16 protein-coding genes and 1 pseudogene are annotated in these 23,300 nt (G+C 68.9%); 14 read left to right on the forward strand and 3 right to left on the reverse strand.

From position 1 onward, the window contains the following. Positions 1-269 precede the first annotated feature (269 nt). The 7 genes from rpoB (at position 270) to tuf (ending at position 13,639) form a co-directional block, all read left to right on the forward strand. Complete coding sequence (rpoB, locus tag F3L20_RS03230) at positions 270-3,755, forward strand: DNA-directed RNA polymerase subunit beta (RefSeq protein WP_145829784.1); 3,486 nt, start codon at positions 270-272, stop codon at positions 3,753-3,755. Positions 3,756-3,849: 94 nt separating this feature from the next. Continuing rightward, on the forward strand, positions 3,850-7,761 hold the full coding sequence (locus tag F3L20_RS03235; RefSeq protein ID WP_145829785.1) for a DNA-directed RNA polymerase subunit beta': 3,912 nt from the start codon (positions 3,850-3,852) through the stop codon (positions 7,759-7,761). A 169-nt stretch (positions 7,762-7,930) separates the two neighbouring features. Beyond that, positions 7,931-8,464, forward strand: a complete 534-nt coding sequence (locus F3L20_RS03240; RefSeq protein ID WP_150152044.1) for a DUF1707 and DUF4190 domain-containing protein — start codon at positions 7,931-7,933, stop codon at positions 8,462-8,464. 800 nt (positions 8,465-9,264) lie between these two features. Further along, positions 9,265-9,636, forward strand: a complete 372-nt coding sequence (gene rpsL, locus F3L20_RS03245; RefSeq protein ID WP_003948652.1) for a 30S ribosomal protein S12 — start codon at positions 9,265-9,267, stop codon at positions 9,634-9,636. Positions 9,637-9,638: 2 nt separating this feature from the next. Then, entirely contained in the window at positions 9,639-10,109 is a 471-nt protein-coding gene (rpsG, locus tag F3L20_RS03250) for a 30S ribosomal protein S7 (RefSeq protein WP_003998848.1), read from the forward strand. Between the two features lie 39 nt (positions 10,110-10,148). Beyond that, complete coding sequence (fusA, locus tag F3L20_RS03255) at positions 10,149-12,275, forward strand: elongation factor G (protein WP_145829787.1); 2,127 nt, start codon at positions 10,149-10,151, stop codon at positions 12,273-12,275. Between the two features lie 170 nt (positions 12,276-12,445). Continuing rightward, on the forward strand, positions 12,446-13,639 hold the full coding sequence (gene tuf / locus F3L20_RS03260) for an elongation factor Tu (protein ID WP_024883185.1): 1,194 nt from the start codon (positions 12,446-12,448) through the stop codon (positions 13,637-13,639). A gap of 280 nt (positions 13,640-13,919) precedes the next feature. On the opposite strand, the gene F3L20_RS03265 is transcribed toward tuf, so the two are convergent. After that, complete coding sequence (locus tag F3L20_RS03265) at positions 13,920-14,507, reverse strand: TetR/AcrR family transcriptional regulator (RefSeq protein WP_145829788.1); 588 nt, start codon at positions 14,505-14,507, stop codon at positions 13,920-13,922. Between the two features lie 166 nt (positions 14,508-14,673). On the opposite strand from F3L20_RS03265, the gene F3L20_RS03270 reads away from it, so the two are divergent. From F3L20_RS03270 to F3L20_RS03280, 3 genes are all read left to right on the forward strand, one after another. Continuing rightward, positions 14,674-15,696 (forward strand): aldo/keto reductase, encoded by a 1,023-nt coding sequence (locus F3L20_RS03270; protein WP_150152047.1) that lies wholly within the window; start codon positions 14,674-14,676, stop codon positions 15,694-15,696. A 143-nt stretch (positions 15,697-15,839) separates the two neighbouring features. Next, positions 15,840-16,685, forward strand: coding sequence for an LLM class flavin-dependent oxidoreductase (locus F3L20_RS03275; protein WP_150157202.1), 846 nt, complete (start codon positions 15,840-15,842; stop codon positions 16,683-16,685). 134 nt (positions 16,686-16,819) lie between these two features. Continuing rightward, a complete protein-coding gene (locus F3L20_RS03280; protein ID WP_150152050.1) occupies positions 16,820-18,001 on the forward strand; it encodes an endo-1,4-beta-xylanase in 1,182 nt (393 codons plus the stop codon). A 72-nt stretch (positions 18,002-18,073) separates the two neighbouring features. Here the strand turns inward: F3L20_RS03280 and F3L20_RS34395 are convergent. Beyond that, positions 18,074-18,944, reverse strand: a pseudogene (locus tag F3L20_RS34395) (helix-turn-helix domain-containing protein). Positions 18,945-19,313: 369 nt separating this feature from the next. Here F3L20_RS34395 and F3L20_RS03290 point away from each other — a divergent pair. From F3L20_RS03290 to gdhA, 3 genes are all read left to right on the forward strand, one after another. After that, on the forward strand, positions 19,314-20,189 hold the full coding sequence (locus F3L20_RS03290) for a helix-turn-helix domain-containing protein (protein WP_150152054.1): 876 nt from the start codon (positions 19,314-19,316) through the stop codon (positions 20,187-20,189). Next, on the forward strand, positions 20,186-20,395 hold the full coding sequence (locus tag F3L20_RS03295) for a DUF397 domain-containing protein (RefSeq protein ID WP_150152057.1): 210 nt from the start codon (positions 20,186-20,188) through the stop codon (positions 20,393-20,395). The genes F3L20_RS03290 and F3L20_RS03295 overlap by 4 nt, the downstream gene beginning before the upstream one ends. 251 nt (positions 20,396-20,646) lie before the next feature. Then, positions 20,647-22,005 (forward strand): NADP-specific glutamate dehydrogenase, encoded by a 1,359-nt coding sequence (gdhA, locus tag F3L20_RS03300; RefSeq protein WP_167534453.1) that lies wholly within the window; start codon positions 20,647-20,649, stop codon positions 22,003-22,005. 72 nt (positions 22,006-22,077) lie between these two features. Here gdhA and F3L20_RS03305 read toward each other — a convergent pair whose 3' ends face one another. Continuing rightward, the gene (locus F3L20_RS03305; RefSeq protein ID WP_150152060.1) at positions 22,078-22,836 is read right to left on the reverse strand and encodes a YqjF family protein; all 759 of its coding nucleotides are present in this window, start codon (positions 22,834-22,836) and stop codon (positions 22,078-22,080) included. A gap of 76 nt (positions 22,837-22,912) precedes the next feature. On the opposite strand from F3L20_RS03305, the gene F3L20_RS03310 reads away from it, so the two are divergent. Beyond that, positions 22,913-23,245, forward strand: coding sequence for a cupin domain-containing protein (locus F3L20_RS03310; RefSeq protein WP_150152063.1), 333 nt, complete (start codon positions 22,913-22,915; stop codon positions 23,243-23,245). Positions 23,246-23,300: the final 55 nt, after the last annotated feature.

Raw genomic sequence — 23,300 nt, forward strand, 5'->3', positions numbered from 1 at the left:
CACGGTGCGTTGAGGGCAGCGCCTTGCCGCAGGAGTTGAGTACAACGAGGGCCTCCAACCGGTCTCGTACACCGCATTGGACATCAGTGTGCCAAGTGGCTACACTGTCCCTTTGCGCTGCCTGTTAGCTGTCCCCTGCCCGTCACCAGGGGCATGCCCTCACTCGAGCACGGACGACCGGATCCTTTCCGACCTGGAATGTCCGTCCCCGCGCCCAGTGGGGGGCCGGTACGCGCGTAGTGAGTCCGAGCCCTCGGAAGGACCCCCTCTTGGCCGCCTCGCGCAACGCCTCGACCGCGAATACGAACAACGGCGCCAGCACCGCCCCGCTGCGCATCTCCTTTGCAAAGATCAAGGAGCCCCTCGAGGTTCCGAACCTTCTCGCGCTGCAGACCGAGAGCTTTGACTGGCTGCTCGGCAACGACGCCTGGAAGGCTCGCGTCGAGGAGGCTCTCGAGAACGGGCACGACGTCCCCACCAAGTCCGGTCTGGAGGAGATCTTCGAAGAGATCTCCCCGATCGAGGACTTCTCCGGGTCGATGTCGCTGACCTTCCGCGACCACCGCTTCGAGCCGCCGAAGAACTCCATCGACGAGTGCAAGGACCGCGACTTCACGTACGCCGCCCCGCTCTTCGTCACGGCCGAGTTCACCAACAACGAGACCGGCGAGATCAAGTCCCAGACCGTCTTCATGGGCGACTTCCCGCTCATGACGAACAAGGGCACCTTCGTCATCAACGGCACCGAGCGTGTCGTGGTGTCCCAGCTGGTCCGCTCGCCCGGCGTCTACTTCGACTCCTCCATCGACAAGACGTCCGACAAGGACATCTTCTCCGCCAAGATCATCCCGTCCCGGGGTGCCTGGCTGGAGATGGAGATCGACAAGCGCGACATGGTCGGTGTGCGCATCGACCGCAAGCGCAAGCAGTCCGTCACCGTCCTCCTGAAGGCGCTCGGCTGGACCACCGAGCAGATCCTCGAGGAGTTCGGCGAGTACGAGTCCATGCGCGCCACCCTGGAGAAGGACCACACCCAGGGCCAGGACGACGCGCTGCTCGACATCTACCGCAAGCTGCGTCCGGGCGAGCCCCCCACCCGTGAGGCCGCGCAGACGCTGCTCGAGAACCTCTACTTCAACCCCAAGCGCTACGACCTGGCCAAGGTCGGCCGCTACAAGGTCAACAAGAAGCTCGGCGGCGACCAGCCGCTCGACGCCGGCGTGCTCACCACCGACGACATCATCGCCACGATCAAGTACCTGGTGAAGCTGCACGCCGGTGAGACCGAGACGGTCGGCGAGTCGGGCCGCTCGATCATCGTCGAGACCGACGACATCGACCACTTCGGCAACCGCCGCATCCGCAACGTCGGCGAGCTGATCCAGAACCAGGTCCGTACGGGTCTCGCCCGTATGGAGCGCGTCGTGCGCGAGCGCATGACCACCCAGGACGTCGAGGCGATCACGCCGCAGACCCTGATCAACATCCGGCCGGTCGTCGCCTCCATCAAGGAGTTCTTCGGCACCAGCCAGCTGTCTCAGTTCATGGACCAGAACAACCCGCTGTCGGGGCTGACGCACAAGCGTCGTCTGAACGCCCTCGGCCCGGGTGGTCTCTCCCGTGAGCGGGCCGGCTTCGAGGTCCGTGACGTGCACCCCTCGCACTACGGCCGCATGTGCCCGATCGAGACCCCTGAAGGCCCGAACATCGGTCTGATCGGTTCGCTCGCCTCCTACGGGCGGATCAACCCGTTCGGCTTCATCGAGACGCCGTACCGCAAGGTCGTGGACGGCCAGGTCACCGACGAGGTGGACTACCTGACCGCCGACGAGGAGGACCGCTTCGTCATCGCCCAGGCCAACGCGCCGCTGAGCGACGACATGCGCTTCGTCGAGAACCGCATCCTGGTCCGCCGCCGCGGCGGCGAGGTCGACTACGTCCCCGGCGACGAGGTCGACTACATGGACGTCTCGCCGCGCCAGATGGTGTCGGTCGCGACCGCCATGATCCCGTTCCTCGAGCACGACGACGCCAACCGTGCCCTCATGGGCGCGAACATGATGCGGCAGGCCGTGCCGCTGATCAAGTCCGAGGCCCCGCTCGTCGGCACCGGCATGGAGTACCGCTCCGCCGTCGACGCCGGTGACGTGGTCAAGGCGGAGAAGGCGGGTGTGGTCCAGGAGGTCTCCGCGGACTACATCACCACGACCAACGACGACGGCACGTACATCACGTACCGCCTGGCCAAGTTCTCCCGCTCCAACCAGGGCACCTCGGTCAACCAGAAGGTCATCGTCTCCGAGGGTGACCGGATCGTCGAGGGCCAGGTCCTCGCCGACGGCCCGGCCACCGAGAACGGCGAGATGGCGCTCGGCAAGAACCTGCTGGTCGCGTTCATGCCGTGGGAGGGTCACAACTACGAGGACGCGATCATCCTGTCGCAGCGCCTCGTGCAGGACGACGTCCTCTCCTCGATCCACATCGAGGAGCACGAGGTCGACGCCCGTGACACCAAGCTCGGCCCCGAGGAGATCACCCGGGACATCCCGAACGTCTCCGAGGAGGTCCTCGCCGACCTCGACGAGCGCGGCATCATCCGTATCGGTGCCGAGGTCGTCGCCGGTGACATCCTCGTCGGCAAGGTCACGCCCAAGGGTGAGACCGAGCTGACCCCGGAGGAGCGCCTGCTCCGCGCGATCTTCGGTGAGAAGGCCCGTGAGGTCCGTGACACCTCGCTGAAGGTGCCGCACGGCGAGATCGGCAAGGTCATCGGCGTCCGCGTCTTCGACCGCGAGGAGGGCGACGAGCTTCCCCCCGGTGTGAACCAGCTGGTGCGCGTCTACGTCGCGCAGAAGCGCAAGATCACCGACGGTGACAAGCTCGCCGGCCGTCACGGCAACAAGGGCGTCATCTCCAAGATCCTGCCCATCGAGGACATGCCGTTCCTCGAGGACGGGACCCCGGTCGACATCATCCTCAACCCGCTCGGCGTGCCGTCCCGAATGAACCCGGGACAGGTGCTGGAGATCCACCTCGGCTGGCTCGCCAGCCGCGGCTGGGACGTCTCCGGTCTCGCCGAGGAGTGGGCCGAGCGGCTCCAGGTCATCGGCGCCGACAAGGTCGAGCCCGGCACCAACGTCGCCACCCCGGTCTTCGACGGTGCGCGTGAGGACGAGCTCGCGGGTCTGCTGCAGCACACCATCCCGAACCGCGACGGAGAGCGCATGGTGCTCCCGACCGGTAAGGCGCGGCTGTACGACGGCCGCTCCGGTGAGCCGTTCCCCGAGCCGATCTCGGTCGGTTACATGTACATCCTGAAGCTCCACCACCTGGTCGACGACAAGCTGCACGCCCGGTCGACCGGTCCGTACTCCATGATCACCCAGCAGCCGCTGGGTGGTAAGGCTCAGTTCGGTGGCCAGCGGTTCGGCGAGATGGAGGTGTGGGCACTCGAGGCGTACGGGGCCGCCTACGCGCTCCAGGAGCTGCTGACCATCAAGTCCGACGACGTCACCGGCCGCGTGAAGGTCTACGAGGCCATCGTCAAGGGCGAGAACATCCCCGAGCCCGGCATCCCCGAGTCCTTCAAGGTCCTCATCAAGGAGATGCAGTCCCTGTGCCTGAACGTGGAGGTGCTGTCCTCGGACGGCATGTCCATCGAGATGCGCGACACCGACGAGGACGTCTTCCGCGCAGCGGAGGAGCTTGGCATCGACCTGTCCCGGCGCGAGCCGAGCAGCGTCGAAGAGGTCTGACGGGAGTCCGGCGGCCTTCCCCGTGAAGGCCGCCGGCCCCAGGACCCCCGTTTCAGACCCCATGACTTACAACCCTGAGAGGGATTGACGCATAGTGCTCGACGTCAACTTCTTCGACGAGCTCCGGATCGGTCTGGCCACCGCTGACGACATCCGTCAGTGGAGCCACGGCGAGGTCAAGAAGCCCGAGACCATCAACTACCGCACCCTCAAGCCCGAAAAGGACGGACTCTTCTGCGAGAAGATCTTCGGTCCGACCCGGGACTGGGAGTGCTACTGCGGCAAGTACAAGCGCGTCCGCTTCAAGGGCATCATCTGTGAGCGCTGTGGCGTCGAGGTCACCCGCGCCAAGGTACGCCGTGAGCGGATGGGCCACATCGAGCTGGCCGCGCCCGTCACGCACATCTGGTACTTCAAGGGTGTCCCGAGCCGTCTGGGCTACCTGCTCGACCTGGCTCCCAAGGACCTCGAGAAGGTCATCTACTTCGCCGCGTACATGATCACGTACGTGGACGAGGAGCGTCGTACCCGCGACCTGCCCTCGCTGGAGGCCCACGTCTCCGTCGAGCGCCAGCAGATCGAGAACCGCCGGGACGCCGACCTGGAGGCCCGCGCCAAGAAGCTCGAGACCGATCTGGCCGAGCTGGAGGCCGAGGGCGCCAAGGCCGACGTGCGCCGCAAGGTGCGCGAGGGTGCCGAGCGCGAGATGAAGCAGCTGCGTGACCGTGCGCAGCGCGAGATCGACCGCCTCGACGAGGTGTGGAACCGGTTCAAGAACCTCAAGGTCCAGGACCTCGAGGGCGACGAGCTGCTCTACCGCGAGCTGCGCGACCGCTTCGGCACGTACTTCGACGGCTCGATGGGTGCCGCGGCGCTGCAGAAGCGCCTGGAGTCCTTCGACCTCGACGAGGAGGCCGAGAAGCTCCGCGAGATCATCCGCACCGGCAAGGGCCAGAAGAAGACCCGCGCCCTGAAGCGGCTGAAGGTCGTCTCCGCGTTCCTGCAGACCTCCAACAGCCCCAAGGGCATGGTCCTGGACTGCGTCCCGGTCATCCCGCCGGACCTGCGTCCGATGGTGCAGCTGGACGGTGGCCGCTTCGCGACCTCCGACCTGAACGACCTGTACCGCCGTGTCATCAACCGCAACAACCGCCTGAAGCGGCTTCTCGACCTCGGCGCGCCCGAGATCATCGTGAACAACGAGAAGCGCATGCTCCAGGAGGCCGTGGACGCGCTCTTCGACAACGGTCGTCGTGGCCGCCCGGTGACGGGCCCCGGCAACCGTCCGCTGAAGTCGCTGTCCGACATGCTCAAGGGCAAGCAGGGCCGCTTCCGTCAGAACCTGCTCGGCAAGCGTGTGGACTACTCCGCGCGTTCCGTGATCGTCGTCGGTCCGCAGCTGAAGCTGCACCAGTGCGGTCTGCCGAAGGCGATGGCGCTGGAGCTGTTCAAGCCGTTCGTGATGAAGCGCCTGGTCGACCTGAACCACGCGCAGAACATCAAGTCGGCCAAGCGCATGGTCGAGCGCGGCCGCACGGTCGTGTACGACGTGCTGGAAGAGGTCATCGCGGAGCACCCGGTTCTGCTGAACCGTGCGCCCACGCTGCACCGCCTCGGCATCCAGGCCTTCGAGCCGCAGCTGGTCGAGGGCAAGGCCATCCAGATCCACCCGCTCGTCTGCACCGCGTTCAACGCGGACTTCGACGGTGACCAGATGGCCGTGCACCTGCCGCTGTCCGCGGAGGCGCAGGCCGAGGCCCGCATCCTGATGCTGTCCTCGAACAACATCCTCAAGCCGGCCGACGGCCGCCCGGTGACGATGCCGACCCAGGACATGGTCCTCGGTCTGTTCTTCCTCACCACCGACGGCGAGATGCGCGACCTCAAGGGCGAGGGCCGTTCCTTCGCCTCGGTCGCGGAGGCGATCATGGCCTTCGACGCGGGCGAGCTGTCGCTCCAGTCGAAGATCGACATCCGCTTCCCGGTCGGCACTATCCCGCCGCGCGGCTGGACCCCGCCGGTGGGCGAGGACGGCGAGCCCGAGGGCGGCTCCGAGTGGCAGCAGGGCGACCCGTTCCGCCTGAACACCACCCTGGGCCGCGCGCTCTTCAACGAGCTGCTGCCCGAGGACTACCCGTTCGTCGACTACGAGGTCGGCAAGAAGCAGCTCTCCGAGATCGTCAACGACCTCGCCGAGCGCTACCCGAAGGTCATCGTGGCGGCGACGCTCGACAACCTGAAGGCGTCCGGCTTCTACTGGGCCACCCGTTCCGGTGTCACCGTGGCCATCTCCGACGTCGTCGTTCCCGAGGCGAAGAAGGAGATCGTCAAGGGCTACGAGGCGCAGGACGAGAAGGTCCAGAAGCAGTACGAGCGCGGTCTGATCACCAAGGACGAGCGCACGCAGGAGCTCATCGCGATCTGGACCAAGGCGACCAACGAGGTCGCCGAGGCGATGAACGACAACTTCCCGAAGACCAACCCGATCTTCATGATGGTGAACTCGGGTGCACGAGGCAACATGATGCAGATGCGTCAGATCGCCGGTATGCGTGGTCTGGTGTCGAACGCGAAGAACGAGACGATCCCGCGTCCGATCAAGGCGTCGTTCCGTGAGGGCCTGTCCGTGCTGGAGTACTTCATCTCCACGCACGGTGCCCGTAAGGGTCTGGCGGACACCGCTCTGCGTACCGCCGACTCGGGTTACCTCACCCGTCGTCTGGTCGACGTCTCCCAGGACGTCATCATCCGCGAGGAGGACTGCGGCACCGACCGCGGTCTGCGCCTCAAGATCGCGGGCCGCGACGCGGACGGCGTGCTGCGCAAGGCCGAGGACGTCGAGACGTCCGTGTACGCGCGCTGCCTCGCCGAGGACATCGTGGTCGACGGTCAGGTGCTGGCCCCGGCCGGCACCGACCTGGGCGACGTCCTCATCGAGGAGCTCGTCTCCCGCGGCGTCGAGGAGGTCAAGACCCGTTCGGTCCTGACCTGCGAGTCCGCCGTCGGCACCTGCGCGATGTGCTACGGCCGTTCGCTGGCCACCGGCAAGCTGGTCGACATCGGTGAGGCGGTCGGCATCATCGCCGCCCAGTCCATCGGTGAGCCCGGCACCCAGCTGACGATGCGTACCTTCCACACCGGTGGTGTGGCCGGTGACGACATCACCCAGGGTCTGCCGCGTGTCGTCGAGCTCTTCGAGGCCCGTACCCCGAAGGGTGTCGCCCCGATCTCCGAGGCCTCCGGCCGCGTGCGGATCGAGGAGACGGAGAAGACGAAGAAGCTCGTCGTCACTCCGGACGACGGCAGCGACGAGACGGCGTACCCGATCTCGAAGCGCGCCAAGGTTCTGGTCTCCGAGGGCGAGCACGTCGAGGTGGGCCAGCAGCTCACCGTGGGTGCCACCAACCCGCACGACGTGCTGCGCATCCTGGGTCAGCGTGCCGTCCAGGTCCACCTGGTCGGCGAGGTCCAGAAGGTCTACAACTCGCAGGGTGTGTCGATCCACGACAAGCACATCGAGATCATCATCCGGCAGATGCTGCGCCGGGTGACGATCATCGAGTCGGGCGACGCGGAGCTGCTGCCCGGCGAGCTGGTCGAGCGCTCGAAGTTCGAGCAGGAGAACCGTCGTGTGGTCCAGGAGGGCGGTCACCCCGCCTCCGGCCGTCCGCAGCTGATGGGTATCACCAAGGCCTCGCTGGCGACGGAGTCCTGGCTGTCGGCCGCCTCCTTCCAGGAGACGACCCGAGTGCTGACGGACGCGGCGATCAACGCCAAGTCCGACAGCCTCATCGGCCTCAAGGAGAACGTCATCATCGGTAAGCTCATCCCGGCCGGTACGGGTCTGTCCCGCTACCGCAACATCCGGGTCGAGCCGACCGAGGAGGCCAAGGCCGCGATGTACTCGGCCGTCGGCTACGACGACATCGACTACTCGCCGTTCGGCACCGGCTCCGGCCAGGCCGTTCCGCTGGAGGACTACGACTACGGTCCGTACAACCAGTAAGCGAGTCGCCTGAACCGAAGGGCGGTCACCCCGTGCGGGTGGCCGCCCTTCGGCGTGTCCGCATCCCCCGCAGCGGGGGCCTCCGTGGAACCGAAGGGCCCGCGCGGTGCGTTCAAGAGGGTGAAAACTCATACTGGGACGTGTCCGTCCCGGCCCTGGGGAGGCAGCCGTGTCGTATCCGACTCCGTGGCAGGGCAACCCCCTGCAGGGACCCGGTGCCCCGTCGATGCTGGCCTCCCACGCCGACCGGGAGCGGGCGGTGGACGTCCTGCGCGCCGGGTACGGCGAGGGCCGGCTGGACCACCCGGAGTTCGAGAAGCGGGTGGCGCGCGCCTACTCGGCCCGCACGGTGGCCGAGCTGTCGCTGCTGGTGGCCGATCTGCCGCAGGGCCCGATGCCCCAGCCGCTGACGACCGTCCAGGGTCCGGTGCCCCCGACGTTCCTGCCCCGGCCGCAGCCCCGGACCAACGGCAAGGCACTCGCCTCCATGGTCTGTGGGGTGTTGTGCGTGGCCACCGGCGGCCTCACCGGGCTCCCGGCCGTGATCCTCGGGCACATGGCGCAGTCGGAGATACGCCGCACCGGCGAGAGCGGTGACGGCCTGGCGCTGACCGGGCTGGTGCTGGGCTGGCTCTCGCTGGCCGGCTGGCTGATCTTCCTGGGGCTGTTCGGACTGCTGGCCGTGGTGGCGACCTCGGGCTGACGGCATCGACCGGCGGCGTGCCGGCCGACGCACGGCGCGTACCAGCCGTTCCACGGCCCGCTGCGGGGGTGCGTCGCCGCGGGCGATCGTGGCCCGGGGGAGGGCGCGCGTGGGCGCGGGTGGTGCCCTTCCGGCGGGTCGGTGGGGGTTGGGCGCGCAGTTCCCCGCTTCCCTGCCCGGGGGGCGTCCCCTTGCGGGCAGTCGCGCCATGAGGGCACGGGTGGGCGCGGGTGGTGCCCTTCCGGCGGGTCGGTGGGGGTTGGGCGTGCAGTTCCCCGCTTCCCTGCGGGGACGGGTCGTCCGCGGGGAGTCGTGCCGTCGGGCGGCGCGGGCGGGGGAGCCGCAGCGGGCCAGGGAACTGCGCGCTCAACCTCCTCCGGACCGGCAGACGGCCGCCCCGGTCGGAGCCCCGGCTCCGGCTACTCCCGGGCCCGCTGCGACGACGGCATGGCCGGCCGGCGGCCGGGTGGCGCGGGCGGCCCGGGACCGATTCAGAAGCCCCGCCGGGGGATGCACGGGAGGCGGCAGGAGGAACCGCAAGAAGTCGGGCGTGTCGAGCCTCGCTCCATTTGTTTTGACCGGAGTCCATGAGGTAGGTACGCTCAGTCCTTGTGCCTGGGGTGTGCCCTGGCCTTCGTGCGTGCCATCACACCGCACCGGGGGCCGCATAACGGCCACCGCGATTCAGCGCTTCCTTCTGCCTTGCGGTGGGAGTCCGCCGGATTCGACACACCCGACCGCGTGGGTCGGAGATGTTCCAGGTTAGCTGTACCCATCGGCACACAGAAACCGGAGAAGTAGTGCCTACGATCCAGCAGCTGGTCCGGAAGGGCCGGCAGGACAAGGTCGAGAAGAACAAGACGCCCGCACTCGAGGGTTCCCCTCAGCGTCGCGGCGTCTGCACGCGTGTGTTCACGACCACCCCGAAGAAGCCGAACTCGGCCCTGCGTAAGGTCGCGCGTGTGCGTCTGACCAGCGGGATCGAGGTCACCGCCTACATTCCGGGTGAGGGACACAACCTGCAGGAGCACTCCATCGTGCTCGTGCGCGGCGGCCGTGTGAAGGACCTGCCGGGTGTTCGCTACAAGATCATCCGCGGCTCGCTCGACACCCAGGGTGTCAAGAACCGCAAGCAGGCTCGCAGCCGTTACGGCGCCAAGAAGGAGAAGTAAGAATGCCTCGTAAGGGCCCCGCCCCGAAGCGCCCGGTCATCATCGACCCGGTCTACGGTTCTCCTCTGGTGACCTCCCTGATCAACAAGGTGCTGCTGAACGGCAAGCGCTCCACCGCCGAGCGCATCGTGTACGGCGCCATGGAGGGCCTGCGCGAGAAGACCGGCAACGACCCGGTCATCACGCTGAAGCGCGCTCTTGAGAACATCAAGCCGACCCTCGAGGTCAAGTCCCGCCGTGTCGGTGGTGCCACCTACCAGGTCCCGGTCGAGGTCAAGCCCGGCCGTGCCAACACGCTGGCGCTGCGCTGGCTGGTCGGTTACTCCCGCGCCCGTCGCGAGAAGACCATGACCGAGCGTCTGCTGAACGAGCTCCTCGACGCCAGCAACGGCCTGGGTGCCGCTGTGAAGAAGCGTGAGGACACGCACAAGATGGCCGAGTCCAACAAGGCCTTCGCGCACTACCGCTGGTAGTCGCAGACCCCATCGAGACCGAGAGAAGACTGAAGCCTTATGGCTACCACTTCGCTTGACCTGGCCAGGGTCCGCAACATCGGGATCATGGCCCACATCGACGCGGGCAAGACGACGACCACCGAGCGGATCCTGTTCTACACCGGCGTTTCCTACAAGATCGGTGAGGTCCACGACGGCGCTGCCACCATGGACTGGATGGAGCAGGAGCAGGAGCGTGGCATCACGATCACCTCTGCTGCCACCACCTGCCACTGGCCGCTGGAAGACGTCGACCACACCATCAACATCATCGACACGCCGGGCCACGTCGACTTCACCGTCGAGGTGGAGCGTTCCCTGCGCGTGCTCGACGGTGCCGTGACGGTGTTCGACGGCGTCGCCGGCGTCGAGCCCCAGTCCGAGACCGTGTGGCGTCAGGCGGACCGCTACGGCGTGCCGCGTATCTGCTTCGTCAACAAGCTCGACCGCACCGGTGCCGAGTTCCACCGCTGCGTCGACATGATCAGCGACCGCCTGGGTGCGCAGCCGCTCGTCATGCAGCTGCCCATCGGTGCCGAGGCCGACTTCCAGGGTGTCGTCGACCTCGTGACGATGAAGGCCTTCGTGTGGTCCGCCGAGGCGGCCAAGGGCGAGATGTACGACGTCGTCGACATCCCGGCCACGCACACCGAGGCCGCCGAGGAGTGGCGCGGCAAGCTGCTCGAGGCTGTCGCGGAGAACGACGAAGAGCTGATGGAGCTGTACCTCGAGGGCCAGGAGCCCTCCGTGGAGCAGCTGTACGCGGCGATCCGTCGTATCACCATCGCCTCCGGCAAGGGCGACGGCACCACCGTCACCCCCGTGTTCTGCGGCACCGCGTTCAAGAACAAGGGCGTGCAGCCCCTGCTCGACGCCGTCGTGCGCTACCTGCCCTCCCCGCTGGACGTCGAGGCCATCGAGGGCCACGACCCCAAGGACGCGGAGAAGGTCGTCGCGCGCAAGCCGTCGGACGAGGAGCCCCTCGCCGCGCTCGCGTTCAAGATCATGAGCGACCCGCACCTCGGCAAGCTCACCTTCGTCCGTGTGTACTCCGGCCGTCTGGAGTCCGGCACCCAGGTGCTGAACTCCGTGAAGGGCAAGAAGGAGCGCATCGGCAAGATCTACCGCATGCACGCCAACAAGCGTGAGGAGATCGAGTCGGTGGGCGCCGGTGACATCGTCGCCGTCATGGGCCTGAAGCAGACCACCACCGGTGAGACGCTGTCCGACGACAAGAGCCCGGTCATCCTGGAGTCCATGGACTTCCCGGCGCCGGTCATCCAGGTCGCCATCGAGCCCAAGTCGAAGGGCGACCAGGAGAAGCTCGGCGTCGCGATCCAGCGGCTCGCCGAGGAGGACCCGTCGTTCCAGGTCCACTCGGACGAGGAGACCGGCCAGACCATCATCGGCGGTATGGGCGAGCTGCACCTCGAGGTGCTGGTCGACCGTATGCGCCGTGAGTTCAAGGTCGAGGCCAACGTCGGCAAGCCCCAGGTCGCGTACCGTGAGACGATCCGCAAGGCCGTCGAGCGCGTGGACTACACCCACAAGAAGCAGACCGGTGGTACCGGTCAGTTCGCCAAGGTGCAGATCGCGATCGAGCCGATCGAGGGCGGCGACGCCTCGTACGAGTTCGTGAACAAGGTGACCGGTGGCCGCATCCCGAAGGAGTACATCCCTTCGGTGGACGCCGGTGCCCAGGAGGCCATGCAGTTCGGCATCCTGGCCGGCTACGAGATGACGGGCGTCCGCGTCACGCTCATCGACGGTGGCTACCACGAGGTCGACTCCTCCGAGCTCGCGTTCAAGATCGCCGGTTCGCAGGCCTTCAAGGAGGCCGCGCGCAAGGCTTCGCCCGTGCTCCTGGAGCCGATGATGGCCGTCGAGGTCACCACGCCCGAGGACTACATGGGTGAGGTCATCGGCGACATCAACTCCCGCCGTGGCCAGATCCAGGCCATGGAGGAGCGGGCCGGTGCCCGCGTCGTGAAGGGTCTCGTGCCCCTCTCGGAGATGTTCGGTTACGTCGGCGACCTGCGCAGCAAGACGTCCGGCCGTGCCAGCTACTCCATGCAGTTCGACTCCTACGCCGAGGTTCCGCGGAACGTCGCCGAGGAGATCATCGCGAAGGCCAAGGGCGAATAAGGGGCTCCGTTTAACGGACTCCGTATCAACGCTTTAGGCTTGACCCCGGAGCCTGCAAGTGGGCATTCCGCCGTCACACCGACGGAATGTCCCGGGCCCGGGTTTCCCAGCAAAGATCACCTGGCGCCGATGAAGTAAGGCGTACAGAACCACTCCACAGGAGGACCCCAGTGGCGAAGGCGAAGTTCGAGCGGACTAAGCCGCACGTCAACATCGGCACCATCGGTCACATCGACCACGGTAAGACGACCCTCACGGCCGCCATTACCAAGGTGCTGCACGACGCGTACCCGGACCTGAACGAGGCCTCGGCCTTCGACCAGATCGACAAGGCTCCCGAAGAGCGCCAGCGCGGTATCACCATCTCCATCGCGCACGTCGAGTACCAGACGGAGACGCGTCACTACGCCCACGTCGACTGCCCCGGTCACGCGGACTACATCAAGAACATGATCACGGGTGCGGCGCAGATGGACGGCGCCATCCTCGTGGTCGCGGCCACCGACGGCCCGATGCCGCAGACCAAGGAGCACGTGCTCCTGGCCCGCCAGGTCGGCGTTCCGTACATCGTCGTCGCCCTGAACAAGGCCGACATGGTGGACGACGAGGAGATCCTGGAGCTCGTCGAGCTCGAGGTGCGTGAGCTCCTCTCCGAGTACGAGTTCCCGGGCGACGACGTTCCGGTCGTCAAGGTCTCCGCTCTGAAGGCCCTCGAGGGCGACAAGGAGTGGGGCAACTCGGTCCTCGAGCTCATGAAGGCCGTGGACGAGTCCATCCCGGAGCCCGAGCGCGACGTCGACAAGCCGTTCCTGATGCCGATCGAGGACGTCTTCACCATCACCGGTCGCGGTACGGTCGTCACCGGCCGCATCGAGCGTGGTGTCCTCAAGGTCAACGAGACCGTCGACATCATCGGCATCAAGCAGGAGAAGACCTCCACCACGGTCACGGGCATCGAGATGTTCCGGAAGCTGCTGGACGAGGGTCAGGCCGGTGAGAACGTCGGTCTGCTGCTCCGCGGCATCAAGCGCGAGGACGTCGAGCGCGGCCAGGTCATCATCAAGCCCGGTTCGGTCACCCCGCACACCGAGTTCGAGGCCCAGGCCTACATCCTGTCGAAGGACGAGGGTGGCCGTCACACCCCCTTCTTCAACAACTACCGCCCGCAGTTCTACTTCCGTACGACGGACGTGACCGGCGTCGTGACCCTCCCCGAGGGCACCGAGATGGTCATGCCGGGTGACAACACCGAGATGAAGGTGGAGCTCATCCAGCCCGTCGCCATGGAGGAGGGCCTGAAGTTCGCCATCCGTGAGGGTGGCCGGACCGTGGGCGCCGGCCAGGTCACCAAGATCAACAAGTGAGCTTGTTGTTCTGACCTGGTAGCTCCTACCGCGAGCACCTGAAGGGGCCCGCACGACTTCGGTCGTGCGGGCCTCTTCGTTTGTCACGGGAGCGGCTCCGAGCGTCGACGCGCGCCGGGCAGTTCGCTCGGTCGCGTGATCGGGCGGTATAACCGCCAGGCCCGCCAGGCGTATGCCAACGCGCCCTCGGGGCGCTGCCGTCGGTCGCCGTGTTGCCCGGCTGGAGGGGGCCCGGCACCGTGGCTCCCCGGAGAGGCGGGACCGTGTCCCTCGCCGGTCGTCAGTGCGTTCGGCGCAGGCCGTCGACCAGGGTGGCGGCGAGGCGGCGGGCGTCGTAGTCCGGGTCGGTCTCGGCGCCGATGCAGAGGTTGCCCACGCCGCGCATGAGAGTCAGGGCGCTGATGTCCACGCGGATCTCGCCGGCCGCGGAGGCGGCGTCGAGCAGCTGGGTGCAGACGGGGACGAGCCGGTCGAGGAAGTACGCGTGCAGGCCCTCGAAGCCCGACTGGTCGGAGCGCAGGACGGCGGCCAGGCCGTGCTTGGTGACCAGGAAGTCGACGAAGAGGTCGATCCACTGCCGCAGGGCGTCGTGCGGGGTGGGGGCGGACTTCAGCAGGGCGGGGCCGGCTTCGGCGCATGCCTCGACCTGATGCCGGTAGACGGCGATGATCAGATCCGCCCGGGTCGGGAAGTGCCGGTAGAGGGTGCCCAGACCCACGCCGGCCCGGGAGGCGATGTCACGCACCGGGGCGTCCACGCCCGACGCGACGAAGGCCGCGGCGGCCGCCTCCAGCAGCGTCTCCTTGTTGCGCCGGGCGTCCTTGCGCCGTGAGGGGCCGGCGCCCGCCCCGTCATCGCTCTGGTTCACCGCGTCGTTTCCTTCGTCACTCGCATGGCCACCGCATGGTCTCACGCCTGCCCGAAGGCCCTCACGCATGTCCGAAGGCATCCGGACTGGAAAAGCGGAACGGTGTTCCGTATTGTAGGAGGCGTACCGGAACGCTGTTCCGATTCTACTCGTGGGGAGACACGGCATGCAGTACCGCACCCTCGGCCGCACCGGCGTCCAGATCAGCACCCTCGCGCTCGGCGCGATGAACTTCGGCGCCATCGGACGCACCACGCAGGAGGAGGCCACCGCCATCGTCGACGCGGCCCTGGAGGCCGGCGTCAACCTCGTCGACACCGCCGACATGTACGGCACAGGCGAGTCCGAGGAGATGGTCGGCAAGGCCATCGCCGGCCGCCGCGACGACATCGTGCTGGCCACGAAGGCGACCATGCCGATGGGGGAGGAGCGCAACCACCGCGGCAGCTCGCGGCGCTGGATCCACACCGCGCTGGACGACAGCCTGCGCCGTCTCGGCGTCGACCACGTGGACCTCTACCAGATGCACCGCTGGGACCCGACGACCAGTGACGAGGAGACCCTGTCGGCCCTCACCGACCTGCAGCGCGCGGGCAAGATCCGCTCCTTCGGCTCCTCGACCTTCCCCGCGTACCGCATCGTGCAGGCGCAGTGGGCCGCCCGTGAGCACCGGCTCAGCCGCTACGTGACCGAGCAGCCCAGCTACTCGATCCTGCAGCGCGGCATCGAGTCCCACGTCCTGCCCGTGACGGAGGAGTACGGCATGGGCGTGCTGGCGTGGAGCCCGCTGGCCTCGGGATGGCTGTCGGGGGCGGTGCGCCCGGGGCAGGACGTCGCCACCCACCGTTCGGCGATCCTGCCGGAGCGCTTCGACCTCTCGCTCCCGCACAACCAGGCCCGGTACGCCGCCGTCGAGCGGCTGGGCAAGGTCGCCGACGAGGCCGGGCTCACCCTGATCCAGCTGGCGCTCGGGTTCGTCACCGCGCACCCCGCCGTGACGGCCGCGCTCATCGGCCCCAGGACGGTCCAGCACCTCCACTCGCAGCTCGCCGCCGCGGACACCGTGCTGTCGGCCGACGTCCTCGACGCGATAGACGAGATCGTCGCCCCCGGTACCGACCTGGCCCCCGGCGAGAAGTTCGACACCCCGCCCGCGCTGCTCGACGCCTCCCTGCGCCGCCGTCGCTGACCACCGCCACCCGAACCGGAAGGGGGCCCTGGCCCATGCCCGACGTGACCCGACCACTCCACGCGACACGTCTGCCCGACGCGACACGTCCGTCCGGCGCGATCCGTCCGGCCGCCCGGCCCGAGCGGCCCAGCTTCGGCATCATGACCGCGCCCTCGCAGGTCGGCTACGACGACCTCGTCCGCGTCTGGCGTGAGGCGGACGAGGTGCCCGAGATCGAGCACGCCTGGCTGTTCGACCACCTCATGCCCATCTGGGGTGACCCCGAAGGGCCGGCGTTCGAGGGCTGGACGCTGCTGTCGGCCCTCGCGGCGCAGACCCGGCGGATGCGGCTGGGCGTCATGGTCACCAGCAACCGGTTCCGGCCGCCCGCCGTACTCGCCAAGATCGCGACGACCGTCGACATCGTCTCGGGCGGCCGGCTCGACTTCGGCATAGGCGTTGGCTCGCGTCCGCATCCGCCCGAGGCGTGGCGCGAGTATCCGGCACACGGGCTGCCGTTCCAGGAGCCGGCACAGGCGGTGGCGAGCCTCGCCGAGGCCTGCACGCTGATCAAGCGGCTGTGGACGGAGGAGAAGCCCTTCGACTTCCACGGCGCACACCACCGGCTGACGGGGGCGTTCGGCAGCCCGAAGCCGGTGCAGCGCCCGCATCCGCCGATCCTCGTCGGCGGGCGGTCGTCCGCCACGCTGCGCGTGGTCGCCGAGCACGCCGATCTGTGGAACGTCCCGGGCGGCGACCTCGCCGACGTGCTGCGCCGCAGCGCCCTGCTCGACCGGTACTGCGCCGACATCGGCCGCGATCCCGCGTCGATCGTCCGGTCGATCCACCTCCCCGTCGACACCGGCCGGCCCGACGCCGTGCGGCAGGCGGTGGGGGAGGCGCTGGAGGCGGGGTTCTCGCACGTCGTCCTGGGACTGCCGGCGCCGTTCCCCGAGGGAATCGCCCGGTGGGTGGCGGAGGAGGTGATCCGTCCGTCGGTGGGGTGAGGGCAACCGGAAAACCCGGCGCGTGCACGGGTATTGACGCGCCGCTCGGCCGGATCGTACCGTCCGCCCATCCCTAATGTTTCGGATACAGCTTCGAAACATTCGAGAATGACGACGGGAATGAGAGCCCCCGCATGAGACCCTTCCGTTTCGCCACCGTGGCCCTCGCCACCGCAGCACTGGCCCTGCCGCTCCTGGGCGGTTCGGCGTCCGCCGCCCCGTCGGCCGGACCCAAGGCGCCGCCGCACTCGCACGCCTCGTTCGACCGGCTCCGCGCAGCAGCCCCCGAAGGTTTCGTGATCGGCACCGCCGTGGCGGGCGGCGGCCACCACCTGGAGCAGGACTACCCGGACCCCTTCACGTACGACAAGGAGTACCGGAAGGTCCTGGGGCGGGAGTTCAGCTCGGTCTCGCCCGAGAACCAGATGAAGTGGGACTACATCCACCCCGAGCGTGACCGCTACGACTTCGAGCAGGCGGACGCGATTGTGGAGTTCGCCCGCCGCAACCACCAGGTCGTGCGCGGACACACGCTGTTGTGGCACAGCCAGAACCCGGCCTGGCTGGAGGAGGGCGACTTCTCCAAGGCGGAGCTGCGCGGCATCCTGCGCGAGCACATCACCAAGGTGGTCGGCCGGTACAAGGGCAAGATCCAGCAGTGGGACGTCGCCAACGAGATCTTCGACGACCAGGGCAACCTGCGCACGCAGGAGAACGTCTGGATCCGCGAACTCGGCCCGGGCATCGTCGCCGACGCGTTCCGCTGGGCGCACCAGGCCGACCCCAAGGCGAAGCTGTTCTTCAACGACTTCAACGTCGAGAGCGTCAACGCGAAGAGCGACGCCTACTACGCCCTGATCAAGGACCTGCGCGCGCAGCGGGTGCCGGTGCACGGTTTCTCCGTGCAGGGCCACCTGAGCACGCGGTACGGCTTCCCCGGCGACCTGACGGACAACCTGCGCCGCTTCGACGCCCTCGGTCTGGAGACCGCGATCACCGAGCTGGACGTGCGGATGGACGTCCCGGAGGGCAGCACGCCCACCGCGGCGCAGGAGAAGCAGCAGGCCGAGTACTACGAGCGGATGCTCCAGGCGTGCCTTCAGGTCGACGGCTGCAACTCCTTCACGATCTGGGGCTTCACCGACAAGTACTCCTGGGTCCCGGTGTTCTTCCAGGGTGAGGGCTGGGCGACGGTCATGACCGGTGACTTCGTCCGCAAGCCGGCGTACTACGCCCTGCGCGACACCCTGAAGGACGCCCGCCACGACGACTGCGGCAAGGGCGGCCCTAAGGGCCCGAAGCACCGCAAGCACTGAGCGGTCCCCGCAGGTCACCCACAACGCCGCCCCGGCCCGGTCGCCCGTCACCGGTCCGGGGCGGTTCCATGCTCACGCGGGAGCCGTGGCGGCTTCTGTGCGGCAGTCGCGGCAGTGGGTCTGTGTTTCCGGGGCGCGGAAGGCGCGGTCGCAGGTCTCGCAGGTGCGGAGTGTGTGGCGGACGGGAGGCGGGGCGGCGGGGGTGCGGTACGGGGGGGGTGGCAGCTGGGCTGTGAGGCGGTGGGCGAGGAGCGCTGCGGGGCGGCGGAGGGGGGCGTCCGGGAGGTCGGTGGTGAGGGCGTGACGTACGGCGGTGGGGGTGACCTCGCGTTCCAGCCAGGCGACGACGCCGGGGGCGAGGTGCTCGGTGTCGGTGGCGGACAGCAGGAGGCGGGGGTCGCGGTGGCGCAGGCCGGCCAGGAGGTCGGTGGCCTGCTGCTGAAGCGCCGTGGCGGCGGCCCGGGTGGGCCGGGGGACGGCCGGGAGTGCCTTGCGGGGGCGGGGCTCGGTCTGTGCGCGGTCCGGGGTGGCGCGGCGCAGTCGGTGTCGGCCGGACGGCGGCGGTGGCCGGGCTGGTTGCAGGAGATCGTGCGGGTGATGATCCGGCCGGTGGCGGTGCGGACGCGTTCGCGGCGGAGGTAGCCGTGGGTCTCCAGCTCCCGCAGGGCGGCGGCGATACGGTGGCGCCCTCCGTGAACCGGGCGGCGAGGCTCTTGATGTCGACGAGGGTGCCGGTGGGCAGCGACTGGATGTGGCAGCCGAGACCGATCGCCAGGAGCGAGAGCTCCTTGTGCTGGGTGAGGTGGTTGCCGATCACCACGAAGCGGGTGGTGTGGCGGGTGTTCTCGTGAACGACACCGGCGGTGTGGTGATGCGGACGGGTGGGATTGCCGCCGTCGGCTGACTGGGCGCGCGGGGGCGCGCTAGGGTTTTCAGTATCCATCAGGAAGAGCCCTACTTCCTCGGTGGTCAGGCCCTCGCCTCGGGATTGCCGTCCCGGCGGGGGCCGAAGTCTTTTTCGGTTGTGTTGCGCTGAGCGTAGAGGTGCCGAGGGTTCGAAAAGCCAGTTGATCGGCGGATGTTCACCCGCCCGAGTGATCACGGGCCGTGGGCGGGAGGGGTGGGGCTTGGTGGGGTGTTTTCTCTCCGAGTTCTTGCTTGGTGAGCCGCCTGCGCCACCGGAGCGTCGGAACCTGGGTTCCGGTGGCGGTGGTCACCGTCCGTTGTTTGTCCGGTGCTGTCCGGGCCGCCGGCGCGTTGGTCCGGGCAGGGCGCCGCGGTACGGCGCGGGACGGCACGGAGGGGCGTGGGTATGACGGTGGACGGCGTGGTCGTACGGGGTGTGGGGGAGGCGGACGAGCCGGGGTGGGAGGTGGATCCCGACGACGAGTGGGGCGTCGCCGTCATCACCACGGTGGGGCGGCAGTTGCGGTTGCGGCGCGAGGCCGTGGAGATGCGGGTGTGCGACTTCGCGAGGGCCGTCGGGTACGGGGAGGATCTCGTGTACAAGGTCGAGGCGGGCAAGCGGATTCCGCGGCGCGAGTATCTGGAGCGGGCCGACGAGGTGTTGGGGGCGGGAGGGCTGCTCGCGGCGGCGTGGGAGGACGTGAAGAGGGTCCGGTACCCGCGGCGGGTCCGTGAGTTGGCCAAGTTGGAGGCTCAGGCCGTCGAGATCGGCGTATACGAGAGCATCAGCATCAACGGCCTGTTGCAGACCCCGGAACACGCGCGGGCGTTGTTCGAGGCGTGGCAGCCCGCCTACTCGGAGGAGGACCTGGAGCGTGTGCTGGCGGCGCGCATGGCACGCCAGTCCGTCTTCGAGCGGTCACCCGCGCCCGCGCTCAGCTTCGTCCTGGAAGAGGCGGCCCTCAGGCGACGGGTGGGCAGCACAATGGTGTGCCGTCGACAACTCGAACGCCTGCTGGAGGTGGGCCGGTTGCGCAGTGTCTCCCTCCAGGTGATGCCGACCAGCAGCGGCGCCCACCCCGGCCTGAGCGGGCGGATCGAGGTCCTGAAGTTCGCCGACGGGACGGCGATGGGCCGGTCCGACGGCGCGTACAACGGACGCCCCACCTCCGACCCGAAGCAGCTCCGTGTCCTGGAACTGCGGTATGGCACCATCCGAGCCCAGGCGCTCCCGCCCGAGGAGTCGCTGGCCTTCATCGAGCACGTGCTGGGAGAGACATGATGCGCAAGGCCTCCGCCGGAGACTCCTCCGAGCCGAAGTGGTTCAAGAGCAGCTACAGCAGCGGGCCCGACGGCGACTCCTGCCTGGAGGTCGCGATAGCCACCCGCACTGTCCACGTCCGTGACTCCAAGGCCCCCGCCGGCCCCCGGCTCGCGGTCGCGCCCGCCGCTTGGGCCCGCTTCGTGACGTACGCCTCGGAGGGCTGAAGCACGCACCGGCCCGCCGTGCAGGGCATCCGTACTCCGTACGCGGTGTCCAGATAACGGACGATCGGGCTCGCCCCTTGGTATCCGCTTAACACTGGAGTAACACTGGAAGGGTCGGCCGTCCTGTCGTATACGAACGGGCGGCCGTCGTCCCGCGCGCGGCAACGGCGCCGAGCGCTCCTCACCGGTTCCCGCCCTGGGTCCCCCATGCGCCCGTGAACCGGCTGCCCGCCGTGCCAGAAAGGGACACCGTGACCTCACGCCCCGACCCCAAGATCTCGCTCGACCAGCTCCGTGCCGAGGTGGAGCGCCGCAACCCGGCCGAGCCGGAGTTCCACCAGGCAGCGCGTGAGGTGCTGGAGACGCTCGCCCCCGTACTCGCCGCGCGCCCCGAGTACGCCGACCCCGGCCTCGTGGAGCGGCTCGTCGAACCCGAGCGGCAGATCATGTTCCGGGTGCCGTGGACGGACGACAACGGCCGCGTGCACGTCAACCGGGGCTTCCGCGTCGAGTTCAACAGCGCTCTCGGCCCGTACAAGGGCGGCCTGCGCTTCCACCCCTCGGTGAACCTCGGGATCATCAAGTTCCTCGGCTTCGAGCAGATCTTCAAGAACGCGCTCACCGGGCTCGGCATCGGCGGCGGCAAGGGCGGCAGCGACTTCGACCCGCAGGGCCGCAGCGACGCCGAGGTCATGCGCTTCTGCCAGTCGTTCATGACGGAGCTGTACCGGCACATCGGCGAGTACACCGACATCCCCGCCGGTGACATCGGCGTCGGCGCCCGTGAGATCGGCTACCTCTTCGGCCAGTACCGGCGCATCACCAACCGCTGGGAGGGCGGAGTCCTCACCGGCAAGAGCGCCGGCTGGGGCGGCTCACTCATCCGCCCGGAGGCCACCGGGTACGGCAACGTGCTGTTCGCCGAGGCCATGCTGCGCGCCCGCGGCGAGGACCTGATGGGGCAGACCGCGGTGGTCTCAGGCTCCGGCAACGTCGCGATCTACACCATCCAGAAGCTCGCCGCCCTCGGCGCCAACCCGATCACCTGCTCCGACTCCGGCGGCTACGTCGTCGACGAGAAGGGCATCGACCTGGAGCTACTGCGCCAGATCAAGGAGGTGGAGCGCGGCCGGGTGAGCGACTACGCGGAGCGCCGGGGCGCCTCCGCGCGGTTCGTGCCCGGCGGACGCGTCTGGGAGGTCCCGGCGGACGTCGCCCTGCCGTCGGCCACGCAGAACGAGCTGAACGCCGTCGACGCCGACGCCCTCATCCGCAACGGCGTGAAGGCGGTCTCCGAGGGCGCGAACATGCCGACCACGCCGGAGGCCGTGCAGCTCTTCCAGCGGGCCGGCGTCGCTTTCGGCCCCGGCAAGGCGGCCAACGCGGGCGGTGTCGCGGTGAGCGCGCTGGAGATGACGCAGAACGCGTCGCGCACCAGCTGGAAGGCCGACCAGGTCGAGGCCGAGCTGGCCCGGATCATGACCGACATCCACAGCACCTGCGCGGAGACCGCCGAGCGCTACGGCGCCCCCGGCGACTACGTGACCGGCGCCAACATCGCCGGCTTCGAGCGGGTGGCGGACGCGATGCTGGCGCAGGGCGTCATCTGAGGCGTACGCCGGGGAGCGCGGGGCCGGGGGCACGCTGCCCCCGGCCCCGCGTGCGTCCGCCCCTGCCCGCCGTCACGGCGTGGGGATGCCCGCCGGACGGGCCGGACGGCCGAAGCGGGCGGGGACACCCGGGGAGTACAGCACGCTGACCGGTGCCCCGGCCGGTACCGGCAGCCCGGCCGCCGCGACCAGGTCCTCCTCGCACTCCAGCAGCTCAGCCCGGTACAGGGACCAGCGCGGATGGGCGTTCGGCAGGTACATCGACCGCCCGAAGAACGTGCCGTGCATGCCCCAGCGGGCGGTGAGGAAGTGCTCCAGCTCCGTCGGCTCCGCGACGGCCTCGCCCCGCCGCACGGTGAGGCGCGTACCGGCGCCGCGCGGGCCCGGCCGGCGGCGGGACGCGGTGTACGTGACGGTGCGGTCGTCGACGTGCCGCACCCGCATCCGCGACCAGACGTACGGCATCCCGAAGCCGAGCCGGCCGACCAGCACCGGGATCAGCCGGGAGGCGTCCAGGGAGAGGAACACCACCCCGCGCCGCCCGTGGTCGTCCACCGAGTACAGGCGGACGTTGGTCTCCGGGAAGTTCCCCAGGTACGGCACTCCCGGCAGCCGCAGCCAGCCCACCCGGTGCATACGGAACGCGACGAGACCGACGTACGTGACCCCGTCGAGGGTGTCGGGCACGGTGCCCGGCGGCAGCAGCCCCGCCACGTCGGCGGGGTCCACCGCCCAGTGCACGAAGGTCAGGTCGAGCCAGGACTGGGTGAGCAGCGGACGCGCGATCGTCTCCGGCGGGTCGGGCGTCACGGGCTGCGGTGTCGAGGGCACGGCGTCAGTATCGCGGAGGCCACGGTGGCCCACATGGCCCTGGCCGCGGGCCGGAGGAGTCGGCCAGGCTGGACGTATGCAGAAGTTCTCCCTCGACGCCCTCGTCCGCACGCACCTGGAACAGGCTGCCACGGCCTCCAGCGGCCGCAGCGCCACCACCGTCTTCGGCGGCCACGAGCACACCCTGCGCCAGACCCTGCTCGCGCTGACCGCCGGCACGAGCCTCGCCGAGCACGACAGCCCCGGTGAGGCCACCCTGCTCGTCCTGCGCGGCCGCGTCCGCCTCACCAGCGGCGCCGCGGACTGGGAGGGCCGCACCGGTGACCTCGTCGTCATCCCGGACACCCGCCACGGCCTGGAGGCATTGGAGGACGCGGCGGTGCTGCTGACGGTGGCGAAGGCGGGCTGACGTTGGTGGCCTTCGACGACTGACGGGCCCGCGCCACACGCGATGACGGCGCGAT

The sequence above is a fragment of the Streptomyces tendae genome (genome assembly GCF_008632955.1).
Taxonomy (GTDB): domain Bacteria; phylum Actinomycetota; class Actinomycetes; order Streptomycetales; family Streptomycetaceae; genus Streptomyces.